This is a genomic window from Chitinophaga sancti (genome assembly GCF_034087045.1).
GTDB classification, from domain to species: domain Bacteria; phylum Bacteroidota; class Bacteroidia; order Chitinophagales; family Chitinophagaceae; genus Chitinophaga; species Chitinophaga sancti_B.
Genome location: NZ_CP139247.1, coordinates 1068025 through 1081337, shown reverse-complemented (window position 1 = coordinate 1081337; position 13313 = coordinate 1068025). Strand labels below are relative to the sequence as shown.

Annotated in this window: 10 protein-coding genes; 5 read left to right on the top strand and 5 right to left on the bottom strand. The window is 46.7% G+C overall.

Features of this window, described 5'->3' with window-relative positions:
* Positions 1–4: 4 nt before the first annotated feature.
* Entirely contained in the window at positions 5–1618 is a 1614-nt protein-coding gene (locus SIO70_RS04425; protein ID WP_320579767.1) for a M20/M25/M40 family metallo-hydrolase, read from the bottom strand.
* Positions 1619–1910: 292 nt separating this feature from the next.
* Here SIO70_RS04425 and gcvT point away from each other — a divergent pair, with 292 nt between their 5' ends.
* From gcvT to SIO70_RS04405, 4 genes are all read left to right on the top strand, one after another.
* Positions 1911–2999 (top strand): glycine cleavage system aminomethyltransferase GcvT, encoded by a 1089-nt coding sequence (gcvT, locus tag SIO70_RS04420; protein WP_320579766.1) that lies wholly within the window; start codon positions 1911–1913, stop codon positions 2997–2999.
* A 25-nt stretch (positions 3000–3024) separates the two neighbouring features.
* On the top strand, positions 3025–3498 hold the full coding sequence (locus tag SIO70_RS04415; RefSeq protein WP_320579765.1) for an SRPBCC family protein: 474 nt from the start codon (positions 3025–3027) through the stop codon (positions 3496–3498).
* A 2-nt stretch (positions 3499–3500) separates the two neighbouring features.
* Positions 3501–4232: a 2-phosphosulfolactate phosphatase gene (locus SIO70_RS04410; protein ID WP_320579764.1), complete on the top strand. Its 732-nt coding sequence runs from the start codon at positions 3501–3503 to the stop codon at positions 4230–4232.
* A 231-nt stretch (positions 4233–4463) separates the two neighbouring features.
* Positions 4464–8207, top strand: a complete 3744-nt coding sequence (locus SIO70_RS04405; RefSeq protein WP_320579762.1) for an SNF2-related protein — start codon at positions 4464–4466, stop codon at positions 8205–8207.
* Here the strand turns inward: SIO70_RS04405 and SIO70_RS04400 are convergent.
* Positions 8204–8749 carry a metalloprotease family protein gene (locus SIO70_RS04400; protein WP_320579761.1) on the bottom strand — a complete coding sequence of 182 codons (546 nt, stop codon included), beginning with the start codon at positions 8747–8749 and terminating at the stop codon, positions 8204–8206. The two genes, SIO70_RS04405 and SIO70_RS04400, sit on opposite strands and share 4 nt — an antisense overlap.
* Before the next feature lie 3 nt (positions 8750–8752).
* Positions 8753–9493 carry a tetratricopeptide repeat protein gene (locus tag SIO70_RS04395; RefSeq protein WP_320579760.1) on the bottom strand — a complete coding sequence of 247 codons (741 nt, stop codon included), beginning with the start codon at positions 9491–9493 and terminating at the stop codon, positions 8753–8755.
* 163 nt (positions 9494–9656) lie between these two features.
* On the opposite strand from SIO70_RS04395, the gene SIO70_RS04390 reads away from it, so the two are divergent.
* On the top strand, positions 9657–10358 hold the full coding sequence (locus tag SIO70_RS04390) for an outer membrane beta-barrel protein (RefSeq protein ID WP_320579759.1): 702 nt from the start codon (positions 9657–9659) through the stop codon (positions 10356–10358).
* A 57-nt stretch (positions 10359–10415) separates the two neighbouring features.
* Here the strand turns inward: SIO70_RS04390 and SIO70_RS04385 are convergent, their stop codons facing one another.
* Both SIO70_RS04385 and SIO70_RS04380 read right to left on the bottom strand, forming a co-directional pair.
* A complete protein-coding gene (locus SIO70_RS04385) occupies positions 10416–11192 on the bottom strand; it encodes an enoyl-CoA hydratase-related protein (RefSeq protein WP_320579758.1) in 777 nt (258 codons plus the stop codon).
* A 107-nt stretch (positions 11193–11299) separates the two neighbouring features.
* A complete protein-coding gene (locus tag SIO70_RS04380) occupies positions 11300–13306 on the bottom strand; it encodes a S9 family peptidase (protein WP_320579757.1) in 2007 nt (668 codons plus the stop codon).
* Positions 13307–13313: the final 7 nt, after the last annotated feature.

Sequence of the window (13313 nt, the reverse complement as noted above, 5' to 3'; positions counted from 1 at the left end):
CTGTTTAGAATTGGATATCGAATTTCTTTTCCTGTGCACCTCTTTTTACCCATACAGTTGTCTTGTCGCCTTTTTTGAAGCTGGCGAGGGCCTGCATGTAATCTTCGAGGTTGGCGACAGTATGGTTACCCAGCTTAATAATGATGTCATTCACAGCTAAACCCGCTTTGTATGCGGTTTTTCCCTCTGTGACCGCATCTACATGTACGCCATTCTTTTGCCAGGTATAATCGGGCATAATACCCAGTGTAACAGAGAAGCGGGCACTGGTACCCATCTGCTTATCCTTCGTTTTGGTAAATGCCAGTTTGGTCATGCCATTCGTTTTTTCCACGATATCATATACCATCTTCAGCACCACTACTTCACCATTATAATTTATCCTGTCCGCATCGTCAGAAGGTTTGTGATAATCAGCATGGGAGCCGGTGAAGAAAAACAGCACCGGTATATTTTTCAGATAAAAAGAAGTATGATCGGAAGGTCCTGTCCCTGAAGAATCGAAAGTCAGTTTTAGGCCTGCCGGCGCCACTCCTTTCAGGACCTCCGGCCATACGGGAGAAGTGCCTACCCCTCCTACCTGCAGACCTTTGGATGTATCCAGGCGGCCTATCATATCCATATTGATCATATAATCCACCGATTCCAGCTGCACAGGGGGATGATCTGCGAGATATTTGGAACCAAAGAGTCCTAGTTCTTCCCCGGAGAAGGCGGTGAACAGGAAGTTGTATTTATTGAAATGCGCACCTTTCAGTAAGCGGGCCAGTTCAATCAGCGCTGCTGTACCACTGGCATTGTCATCGGCGCCATTGTGAATAGATTTATCATTGGGGGTCAGGGAGTTATGGTCCTCTCCTTTGCCAAGGTGGTCAAAGTGAGCACCTATAATGATAGTAGCAGGTGCTTTATTGTCCAAAAAACCAATTACATTGGTGCCGGTGCGTTTACTGGCGCCAAAGACCACATTCATACTCACCTGAACTTCTTCAGCATGCTCCATGGTTTTGCTGATACCGTCTGTCACCCACATCACCGGAATGGTGAGCGGAGTGGTTTCTTTAGACAACCATTTAAGTACATCGGCAGCAGCTTCAGGGCCATTGTAGAAAACAACCCCGGTTGCTCCGGCTTTTGCTGCTTCTGCAGCTGCCTGGTGGTAGATTTCCAGGGGATCAGTATGTGGGTCTGATTCAATGTCTTTTACATTGAGCAACCAGATATTATCCGGTTCATTTACCGCTGGCATTACATCGCCTTTTGCACTCTTTTGGGCGCTGAAAGGCAATGGAATGTACTGTTCAACAGGGGTGAGCGCGTTGTTATTGATTGTCAGGGAGCTGGAAGGACCGATGGTTTTGCCTTCATTGACAGGGAAGGTCTGGAGGTAGCCATTGTCTCCTTTGGGAGTCAGGCCGGCTTGTTTCATTTGTGCTGAAATGTAGCTAGCTGCCAATTGTTCACCGGGACTGCCCGTGAGGCGTCCTTCCAATTTGTCGCTGGCCAGGTAGCTAATGTGGGTCTGTAGGTTTCCCAGAGTTTTACGGTCGGCTTTCTTTTGGGCGGTCAGTTGCGCAGAAGGCAGCACTAGCGCCAGCAGCCAAATGGAGTGCTTCACAGTTGTATGCATATTTTAAAGAGATCAAGAGACGATAGTCATTCCAAGCAAGAGATAACCCGGTATCTAAGTTGTTGGTTAGCAAATCATACACCGCGGGATAATAACATTCATATCCTATACGTTGTTTAGATTCCCGGTTCAAATTTATGTCGCTGCAGCATAACTATTGTGACGGAAAAGGCAATTATTGGTCCAATTTCGCCGAATTTGGAAAATCAACCTATTTTTGCGGGGCTTAAACAAAAACTAAACTATAAGCATACCCAAAACAATTACCGATCATTAGATTATGAAGAACACACCATTTACAAACAAACACATAGCGCTGGGCGCTAAGATGGCAGCCTTCGCAGGTTACAACATGCCTATCTCTTACACTGGTATCAATGATGAGCATTTGGCAGTACGCACGAATGCCGGGGTATTTGACGTCAGCCATATGGGTGAGTTCATGTTAAAAGGGGAGCATGCGCTGGATCTGATTCAACGGGTAACCAGTAATGATGCCTCCAAACTGACGGCTGGAAAAGCACAATATAGCTGTCTGCCTAATGAAGAAGGTGGTATTGTGGATGACCTCCTGGTGTACTGCATCGAGGAAAATAAGGTATATATGCTGGTGGTAAATGCCAGCAACATCGAAAAAGACTGGAACTGGATCAGCAAATTCAATACAAAAGGTGTGGACATGCAGAACATTTCTGACCGCACCTGTCTGCTGGCTATTCAGGGTCCTAACGCTACGAGCATGCTGCAATCCCTGACCAGTACAGACCTTGTAAACCTGAAATACTACACTTTCGCGAAAGGTGAATTTGCTGGTGTGTCCAATGTGATCATCAGTGCTACAGGTTATACCGGTGCTGGTGGTATTGAGATCTATTTTGAAGATAAAGACGATAATGCAGACAAGATCTGGGATGCCATCTTCGCGGTGGGTGGTCCTAAAGGTCTGAAACCTATTGGTCTGGGAGCAAGAGATACCCTGCGACTGGAAATGGGCTTCTGTCTGTATGGCAATGATATTGACGACAGTACTTCTCCGCTTGAAGCAGGGCTGGGATGGATCACGAAATTTACAAAAGAATTTACGGCTCGTAGTATCTTTGAAGCGCAAAAGGCTGCCGGTTTGAAACAGAAACTGGTAGGTTTTGAAATGGTTGACAAGGGCATTCCCCGTCATGACTATGAGATCAAGGATGCCAATGGTCAGGTCATAGGCCGCGTTACTTCTGGTACACAATCGCCTTCTATGCAGAAAGCGGTAGGTCTGGGCTATGTTCAAACACCTTTTGCCGCGCTGGATTCCGAGATCTTTGTAGCTGTAAGGGATAAGCTATTGAAAGCCAAGGTGGTGAAAGTACCGTTCTTAAGCTAATACACCTTTTTAAAACCATATCGCTATGCCTACCATTCATCTAACTACTGTAATTCGTGCTCCAATGGACAGGGTTTTTGACCTGAGCCGGAGTATCACCCTGCATAAGCGCAGTATGTCGCACCTGCAGGAAGACGCGATAAAAGGCCGTGTAAACGGTTTGATTGAAGCTGACGAAACAGTGACCTGGCAAGCTAAACATTTGGGTAAAATCAGACAGCTGACCACCCGCATTACAGAGATGCGTCCTAAAGAGTATTTCTGTGACGAGATGGTAGACGGAGACTTTACCTACATGAAGCATGAACATCATTTTAAGCAAATCGAGAATGCTACGATTGCTATTGATGTATTTGAATATGGCACCCCTTACGGGCGTCTGGGCAGATGGTTTGAGAAGTTGTATCTGAACAAGTACATGACGCAGTTGCTGAAGATGCGTAATGATGTCATCAAGGACTACGCGGAGAGCGAAAAATGGAGAGTAATACTAGATTGATAATGAGCAAAGAAGAAACACAGTTACCATCTTTAGAAGTATGTTTATCGCCTGCTTTACTGCACCTGCATGAGATAAAAGGTAGTATTGTAGTGATTATCGATGTTTTGAGAGCCACATCCACCATTTGTACAGCACTGTACAATGGCGCTGACAGGGTAATACCGGTAGCCACTGTGCCGGATTGTATCCATATCGGCGCCGAACTGGGCGCTATCACTGCCGGTGAAAGAGACGGCCGGGTAGCTGAAGGTCTGGAGCATGGTAATTCACCTTTTGAATACACCCGCGAGTTTATCGGGGGCAAAACACTGGTGCTCACTACTACCAATGGCACCAAGCTGTTGCATATGGCTAAGGATGCGGAACAGATCATTACGGGTTCTTTCCCTAACCTCTCTGCGGTGTGCGATTACCTGATTGCGCAAAAGCGTCCCGTGATACTGGGTTGCGCTGCCTGGAAGGATAAGGTGAACCTGGAAGATACACTCTTTGCCGGTGCTGTGATCAGTCGTATTAAGGAGCACTTCATTATTAATGATGATGCTGCCCTGGCTGCTGAAATGCTGTATACCTCCAACAAGGATAATATCCAGGAAATGATGACCCAGGCATCGCATTACAAGCGTCTGGCGAAGTTTGGTCTGCAAAAAGACATTCAGTATTGCCTGACTCCCGACGGGGCAAATGTGCTTCCGCTTTATAAAAATGGAGAGTTGGTAATTGTAAAATAAATCTTAAAGTCCCCGGCGATTTTCCTTGCCGGGGACTATTCATTTTATTGAAACCCTCTTCTGTTCAGGGGTTTGTCTGCAGGGACCTTGTCTGACCCTTCACTGCGTCCCTCCCGCTCATCTTTTTTACGATTTTTCTGTGTACTTTTGTGAATTGCCTTCTAGCCATCTGCTAAATATTTTAGTTTTTAACCCGCAAGTGGTCAGAATAAAATAAGGCAAACTGATACTATGTCGCTACCCCAGTTGCTCAAATATGTGTACAATAACGGAACCGATGAGGTGATCCGCAGGGGGAAACGCATATTTGCTAATGGTGGTGTGGAATTGATTGAGGCAGACCCTATCCTGAAATCGGCCACCTTTCGGGTGAAGAGCGATACCCATGCTAACTACTACCGCGTTTCCATCAATAAATATCACGAGACCAGCAACATGTCTGTGCGCTGTCAATGTCCCTACAACCTGGGAGACATTTGCCGTCATGAGGCTGCTGCCATGTTCCAGTTGCAGGAAATGCTGGACAAGAACCAGTTTGAAAGTTTTGGAACTTCATATAGCCAGCAGCATACGCTGGTAAAAATTAAGTCGATTGATATAAAGGCCCTGAAGCTCCTCACCTCCAATGACCTGTTCATGGAAGCGGAAAAACTGGCCAAACAGAGCAAAGCCATCAAAGTTCAGTCAGCAAAAGATGAGAAAGTAGAGGCGATTGTGAAAGACAACGGTACCGAATACCCTGTTATTCTGCAGCGGAACGAGGAGCGTTTTTTTGATACCAGTTGTACCTGCGATGAGTCGGAACATGCGATCTGTAAGCATAAAACCGCCCTGTTCCTGAACCTGCTGAACACACAGGGGCCTTACTACTTTGATAGTCTGCGTAACTGGGATAAGGAGAAAAACAAACTGCTTGCACTATATGGTTACTCTCTCAGTGATGACCTGGATGGTAAATTCACCTTCTCTTATATGGAAGGAAAACCGTTCCTGCGGGTATTGGATCCGAGTATCAAAAGAGTAGATGGACTGAATGCCGGCCGTCAGCCAGCACCGCCCCCTCCTACTGAAACGGCGGCTGTGATCACTCACAGACTGGGTATTGTATTCAATGCCAACGAGTCGTTGTACCCTTTCTTCAGGATTGACCTGGTGAGCGGAGAAGTGAACGATGAGGGAGATGCGTTTGTATCGCTGGTGAATAGGCTGGACCTGACCAAGTACGTTGATTTTTACCAATATAAAGAACCTGATCGCGACCTCATCACCCCTATCCGTAAGGTGCAGGGTACGGAAGTGAGCAAGTTCCTGAGCAAGAATTCCCCTTTTGCGGGCATATGGGAAAACATCACCCACGACAATAACGAGTCGGCCCTGCCTACGGAAACCAAAGAGCTGATGCTGGAATACCTGCATCCCAAGCTTGCCAAATTGTTTCCGCAGATAGCAGCCCATGGCTTATTGTTCCTGTTGCCCAACCGTCAGCCATTTAAAACCAGGAACCTTCAGATCGTACAGCTGGCGGGGGAAAGGGTGCAACCCATCTTCAAGACACATGCAGGCAAGGATGCCATCGAGATCACCTGCCATGTATCTATACAGGGGGAATTGATGAGTGTATCGGACAATGAATGGGACAGCCCGATCCTGTTTCTGAAAAATGGCGTATTGTACCTGTTCGAAAATCCACAGGATGCACTGCACGTAGAACTGTTCCGCGAACAGGGCCGCCTGCGCATTCCGGCTGGTGAATGGGGTACTTATCTGAAAGATTACCTGTTGCCACTGAGCAAACAGTATAATATACAATTTGATCATACCCTGCTGGCAGAAGTAGATGATGTGGTGCCTGAGGCCAGGGTATTCCTGCGTGAAGTGGGGGAAACGTTCATTATCCAGCCGGGCTTCGCCTATCATGGGCAGGAAGTGGAGTGGAATGATGATTCGAAAATCACCGTGCAGGAAGGGAACAAGGTGCTGATCATTCACCGGAATAAAGAGGCGGAGCAGCAGTTCGTAGAAAAGCTGTCTGCCCTGCATACCAGCTTCTCCTCACCTACCAATAACAACTATTTCTTCCTGAGAGCAAAAGAAGCGCTGAAGAACAACTGGTTCTTCCTCTTCTTCGATGCCCTGAAGGAAATGAATGTACGTGTGTTTGGGTTTGAGAACCTGAAGAACTTTAAATTCAGTGCCTACAAACCGGTTACCAACTTACAGATCAGCTCTGGCATCGACTGGTTCGATGCCCAGATCGAAGTATTGTATGGTGATCAGAAAGTAAGCATCCGTGATATCAAGCACGCGCTGAACAACAAACAGAACTATGTACAACTGGCAGATGGCTCTCTGGGGCTGCTGCCGGAAGAATGGCTGAAGAAATATTCCCTGCTCTTCAAGATCGGGGAAGAAAAAGATAAGGGTGCGCTGAAACTGAGCAAGTACAACTTCAGCGTGATTGATGAACTCTATGAGTTTATTGATGACGAAGCGATCCTGATGGAGTTGGAATCCAAGCGTAGAAAGCTGTTGCAGTTCGACGAGATCCGCAACATCGACCTGCCTCACAACCTCCATGCGACCCTCCGTCCATACCAGGAGAGCGGGTTCCAGTGGCTGAACTACCTCGACGAAGTGAAGTGGGGCGGTATTCTGGCAGATGACATGGGTCTTGGTAAGACCATTCAGGCGCTGACCTTTATACAGCACTACAAGAACAAAAACGACGATAAGTGCATGGCGCTGGTAGTATGTCCTACTACGCTGATCTATAACTGGGAAAATGAAATCAGGAAGTTTACCCCTTCCATGAAATATCATATACATCATGGCCCTGCCCGGCTGAAGGATGCAGAAACGTTACAAAAATTCGATATCCTGATCACCACCTATGGTACCCTGCGCAGTGACATTACATTGCTGATGAAACTGGCGCTGGACTATGTAGTACTGGATGAATCGCAGGCTATCAAGAACCCGCAAAGTAAGGTGACCAAGGCTGCACAACTGCTCAATACCCGCAACAAGCTGGCGCTGAGTGGTACCCCGATGCAGAACAACACATTTGATATATATGCCCAGATGAACTTCCTGAACCCGGGAATGCTGGGTAGTGTAGACTTCTTCCGCAATGAATTTGCCACACCGATTGACAAGTTCCAGGACGAAGAGCGCAAGGATCACCTGCGTAAACTGATCTATCCTTTCATATTGCGCCGTACTAAGGAGCAGGTAGCAAAGGATCTGCCTGAGAAGATTGAGACCGTGATCTTCTGTGAAATGGATGCGGAGCAAAGGCATATTTATGATGCATACCGCAACTCTTATCGTAGCAAGATCCTGGGGGTAATAGAAGATCAGGGTATGGAGCGTTCACAGCTTACCATTCTGCAAGGTCTGATGAAACTGCGCCAGATCTGTGACTCCCCTGCTATCCTCAATGAGACAGAGCAGTATCCAAATCACTCCGTGAAGCTACATGAGCTGACCCGCGAAATGTCAGAGAACATCAGTAACCACAAGGTGCTGATCTTCTCCCAGTTCCTCGGAATGCTGGGCCTGATCAGGGAAAAGCTGCAGCACATGAAAGTACAGTTTGAGTATTTTGATGGTAGCACCAGTACCAGCGAGCGTGAAAGGGCGATCCAGAATTTCCAGAACAATGAAGAATGCCGTGTATTCCTCATCTCCCTCAAAGCGGGTGGTGTGGGTCTGAACCTCACAGCGGCAGACTATGTATATATAGTAGACCCATGGTGGAACCCGGCTGTAGAGCAACAGGCAATAGACCGTACGCACCGTATTGGGCAAACGAAAAACATCTTTGCCTACCGCATGATCTGTAAGGATACCGTAGAGGAAAAAATCCTTCAGCTGCAGGAGCGTAAGAAATCACTGGTAAAGGAAATCATTGCTGACGATAGCGGCTTTATCAAGAAGCTGACGAAGGAAGATGTATTGTACCTCTTCAGTTAGTAATAATTAGCCAGGAATTTCATAATCAGCACAGGTAAGCCAAACGCGATTCCCATTCCATACAGTAAATTCAGCATGAACATAGATCCTGCTGCACCCAGGTAGATAAGCGCTACGATGGGAACGGTGAGGATTTTGAGCCATAAGGGGATATTTTCTCCATGCCAGATGGTGTCCCACAGCACTTTGGCATCTGTGGTGCTGGGAAAGGCATGCATAGCGATAGAGAACCCAAAGTACAGCATGACAAAATCCAGGAAGTTCCCTTCACCAAGAATAAATACGGGTACAGCTGCAGGAAAGGCGATAGCCAGTCCCAGTAGGGTATTGATAATAAATGGTCCGATGCAGATGAACAGCTGGTGAATAGGATTACGTACCGGTTCATGTTTTACATAGCCGGCGGGGTTAGCCATCTGGAAATATTTTACTTCAAATATTGCAACGCCGAAGATCCGGCAGAATAACTGGTGCGCGAATTCATGAACTACTACACCTGGGAAGGTGATGAGCATGATATAAATACCGGGTACAAAGATCATATGTTATTTTGCTGTTTTCAGCAGGATCGCTTTTTCTGCGAGCGCAGCTGGAAGTTGATGATTATAGGATAGCATGCGATCACATATGGATAGCGCTTCTGTGTATTTTTGTTCCTGTCTCAGACATTTAGAGAGGAGCAGAGATGCGGTCCAGTTGGTAGGATTAGCATGAACGAGTTTTCTTAATAAACTATCTGCTTCTGGCAGACGGTTTATGTCGAGGTATTCCCCGGCAATGACCATGTCCGGGTTTTGAGCCTGGGTTTTATCCCACAGGTCTTTGAAAGTGGCTACTTCTTCTGTCAGGTCCTCTTTATACCTGAGAGATGGATTTTTTTCTAATTCATTTCTTATCGAATCAGCCGCTCCCAATTTATTATTGTAAAAATAAGCAGTGAGCAGATGCACTTTGGAAGCATCGTTCTGTGGGTAGTTCTTAAGTATGGATTGAAATTCATTTTCGGCAGACACAAAATCCCGGTTATCAGCATAAGTGATTCCTTTCTCGTAAGAGATAGCGGCCTTAAAGTGATCCTGGAACCTGTATAGAGAAAAGGCGAAGAGGATGCCTAACCCGATGGCTCCCAGCAAGATATTTTTCTTTAACGGGTAGCGGCTAAATCGTTTTCGGCATGTTTTACATAACCTGACGGTATAGCCGGGTTCATAATCCGGGCTATTACATTGAAAGCAGGCATCAGGGCATTCCTGTTCCTCCTGTTCGTTGGGGGCATTCTCGATCATAGGTATTAAAACAGATTAAACGGCAAAAGTTATAGATTAAAATTCATTTTACAAAAAGGGAGGTCTGAGCCGGAAGGGGATTTTGGGAATATTTTAACCCTTTGTTTTATTCCTATTCCATTAAATTTGCCTAATATTCTTTTTCAAGACTTTATACTTAAACATGAAGAAAATATTCTTTACGCTTGGTTTACTGGGCGTTTCTTTCGGAATTTTTGCCCAGGATAACACGCCTAGCACTATCGTTTCGACAAAAGCAAAGACGGGCAATAAGCATTCCAAGGATTTCCTGGTGATCGAATTGGGGTATGTTGGCCTGACTGGTACAGGTGCTGGTAACCTCGATACCAAGTTTAACCGGACGATTAATGTTGCCCTGATGTACGACATTCAGCTGCCAGGAAGTAATATGAGCATTGCGCCGGGTTTAGGAATAGGGTCTGACAACTATATTTTTAACGGCATGACGCTGGACATCACGAATACGAGTGTTCCGTCCAAAACCTCTACAGATGCGTATAAGAAATCAAAATTGAGTACTACTTACCTGGAGATCCCTTTGGAACTGCGTTTCCGTCAGGTACCAGACAATGCTAACAAAGGTTTCAAGGGTGCGATTGGTCTGAAAGCGGGTTACCTGCTGAATGCCCATACCCGTACAGTTGGTAGCAGCAGTGGGTTTAAAGTTATTGAAAAAGAAGGCAGTACATACTGGTTTAATACCTTCCGTTTGGTAGGTACAGCAAGAGTAGGTTATGGCAACTTTGCTATATTTGGTACTTATGCGCTGAATGGAATGTTTAAAGATAACAGCTCATATTCAGTAAACGCTTATTCCTTTGGTATCAGCTTGAGCGGCCTCTAGTCGTATAATGATAACATATTTTGTAGCGGTCTGACCTTAGGTCAGACCGCTACTTATTTAATTACCTGTGAAGACAGGTTTTCTTTTCTCGATGAATGCCCTGATTCCCTCTTTATTGTCGGTAGTTTTACCGGCGATTTCCTGGCAGTATGCTTCGTAATCCAATACGGTATCCAGGTCTTCAGTCATTCCTTTGGTCAGCATTTTCTTTAATAGTGCAATGGCTTTGGTAGGTGCATTGGCATAAAACAATGCTTCTGCCTCAACAGCCTGATCCAGTTCCTCTCCTTTTACTACTTTATTGACCAGTCCCAGTTCCAAGGCTTCGGTGGCTAAGAGTTTTGTGGCTTTGGTGGCCAGCTCGAACGCTCTGTGGTAGCCAACAGTACGGGGCAGGAAATAAGATGATCCGGAATCCAGCACCAGGGCGATATTGATAAAGATTTCAATCATAGAGGCCGATTCACTGGCAATGATCAGGTCGCAGGCCAGTGCCAGCGAGCATCCTGCGCCGGCGGCTACGCCATTCAATTTGCAGATAACGGGCTTGGGCATATTGCGGATGGCCCGGATGATAGGGTTGTACCGCTTATGCAGAGATTCACTCAGCTTACGATCGCCGGCTTCCATGGCGGCCTTCAGGTCCTGTCCGCTGCAAAATGCTTTGCCGGCACCGGTAAGGACCACGGCTCTTACCTGCGGATCTTTTTCTACCTGCTTCAGGGCGTCCTGCAGCTCATAGCTTTGTTCATCATTAAATGCGTTGTAAACATCGGGGCGATTGAGCGTGATGGTTGCAATATTGTCTTGCACGTGGAGATTGATGGTGTTCATTGGGGGTAAGTTTGGGCTTTAAAAAGATCAATAGAATCACATAAACTTTATCAGGTATCCGAATTAAAAGAGCGTGTATCTTATGTTTGATACACGCTCTTTGGTATTTATAAAGTTTCAGTGAGCCATTTGAAGAATTCACGTTGCCATACCATGGCATTTTGTGCTTTTAGCACCCAGTGGTTTTCTTCGGGGAAATAGAGCAGTTTGCTCTTAATCCCTTTCAGCTGTGCGAGCTGGAAGGCCTGTAAACCCTGTTCGATCGGTACGCGGAAGTCAACCCCACCCTGGATAATAAGGATAGGTGTATTCCACTTATTCGCGTATTCACTTGGGTTGAATTGCTTGTAAGCATTGGTATTTGCAGGATCGAAGTAAGCGCCGATATCCCAGTTGGCGAAGAACAGTTCTTCGGTAGTGCCATACCAGCTTTTCAGATCAAAGAGACCATCATGGGCGATAAAGGTTTTGAAGCGGTTTTCGTGAACACCCGCCAGCATGTATACAGAGTAACCACCATAGCTGGCGCCTACGGCGCCCAGTCGGTTCTTGTCTACATATGCTTCTTTGCTTACATCGTCGATGGCGCTCAGGTAGTCGCGGATGGGCTGACCACCCCAGTCTTTACTGATGCTTGCATTCCATTCCACACCATGACCTGGCATACCACGGCGGTTAGGTGCCACGATGATATAGCCTTGAGATGCCATGAGCTGAAAGTTCCAGCGGAAAGAATAGAATTGTGATACAGCCGACTGGGGGCCACCCTGGCAATACAGCAGGGTTGGATATTTCTTGTTTGGATCGAAGTTAGGCGGATAGATCACCCAGCTCAGCATATCCTTGCCATCGGTAGTTTTGGTCCAGCGTTTTTCTATTTTACACATGGCAGTGTTGTCATAGATGGCTTTGTTCACGGTGGTGAGCGGAGAGATGGTACCTTTTGGCAGGGCTACGGTAAAGAGTTCTGCGGCATGGTTCATATCTGTGCGGGCTACTACCAGGGTATTGCCAGCCTGACCTACGATGTCGGAGATGTCGAAGTCGCCAGTGGTAACCTGGCGGATCGCTTTTGAAGCCAGGGTGAGTTCGTGCAGCTGTTCAGTGCCTTTGATCACTGCGAGGAAGAAGAGTTGTTTGCCATCTTTGCTCCAGTGGAAAGAAGCGACGGTGTTGTCCCAGTCTTTGGTCAGATTGGTTTTGGTGCCGGTGCTGCGATCCAGGATAGTGATGTCGTTTTTGTCGGATTCGTAACCATCGTGGGCCATAGAGAGCCATGCGAGGGATTTGCCGTCAGGGCTGAAAGCCGGGCTCACATCGTACCCTTTATTAGCTTCAGAGAGGTTTTTAGTGGTTTTGTCAGCGAGGTTGTATTCGTAAATGTCGGTGTTGGTGCTGAGGGCATATTCCTTGCCTACCTTCTTTTTAGTGACATAAATGATGCTTTTGCTGTCAGGGCTCCAGATCATATCTTCTGCACCACCGAATGGCATGGTCGGACAATCGTAGGGTTCGTTCGGCATGATATCGACAGGGGTACCGATTTTGCCATCATCGTAAGTGGCGTAGAAAACGTGCTGGAAGTTGCCGTCTTCCCAGGTATCCCAGTGGCGGTAGTTCAGGTTATCGTAGATCTGCACATTGGATTTTGGCAGGTCAGGATAGTGGTCAGCACCGCTTACTTTCTGGAGTTTTACTTCTTTAGAAAAGAGGATGTATTTGCCATCGGGAGAGATGCGGATGTTGGACAGTGCGTCCTCTCCCTGTGTTTTTTGGGTAGCGCCACTGCCATCGGCGTTCATTTCCCACCATTGTCCTTTGAGGGAGTAGCCGATTTTGTTGCCAGGCAGGGTACTTACGTCTCCTTCGCCTCCGGGGGAGGCGGTGAGCTGTTTGGCAGCGCCACCGGTCACAGGGATGGACCAGAGGTTCTTTTCACTTTTGTTTTCAGCGATATTATAGTTAGACACGCTAAAAATTACAGACTTTCCATCTGTTGTAACCGATTCCCCGCTCACTCTGCCCAGTTGCCAGAGCCGTTCAGGTGTCATTTTCTCCTGGGCCATTGCCATAGTTGTGATGAATAGTGATGTTAACAAAAGAGGTTTATGCATGTTCAGA

Bases quoted from the DNA above. Each gene is read 5' to 3' on its own strand.
- SIO70_RS04405 (WP_320579762.1), top strand. From the start codon at position 4,464: ATGTCGCTACCCCAGTTGCTCAAATATGTGTACAATAACGGAACCGAT.
- SIO70_RS04385 (WP_320579758.1), bottom strand. From the start codon at position 11,192: ATGAACACCATCAATCTCCACGTGCAAGACAATATTGCAACCATCACG.
- SIO70_RS04395 (WP_320579760.1), bottom strand. From the start codon at position 9,493: ATGATCGAGAATGCCCCCAACGAACAGGAGGAACAGGAATGCCCTGAT.
- SIO70_RS04380 (WP_320579757.1), bottom strand. From the start codon at position 13,306: ATGCATAAACCTCTTTTGTTAACATCACTATTCATCACAACTATGGCA.
- SIO70_RS04400 (WP_320579761.1), bottom strand. From the start codon at position 8,749: ATGATCTTTGTACCCGGTATTTATATCATGCTCATCACCTTCCCAGGT.
- SIO70_RS04415 (WP_320579765.1), top strand. From the start codon at position 3,025: ATGCCTACCATTCATCTAACTACTGTAATTCGTGCTCCAATGGACAGG.
- SIO70_RS04410 (WP_320579764.1), top strand. From the start codon at position 3,501: ATGAGCAAAGAAGAAACACAGTTACCATCTTTAGAAGTATGTTTATCG.
- gcvT (WP_320579766.1), top strand. From the start codon at position 1,911: ATGAAGAACACACCATTTACAAACAAACACATAGCGCTGGGCGCTAAG.
- SIO70_RS04390 (WP_320579759.1), top strand. From the start codon at position 9,657: ATGAAGAAAATATTCTTTACGCTTGGTTTACTGGGCGTTTCTTTCGGA.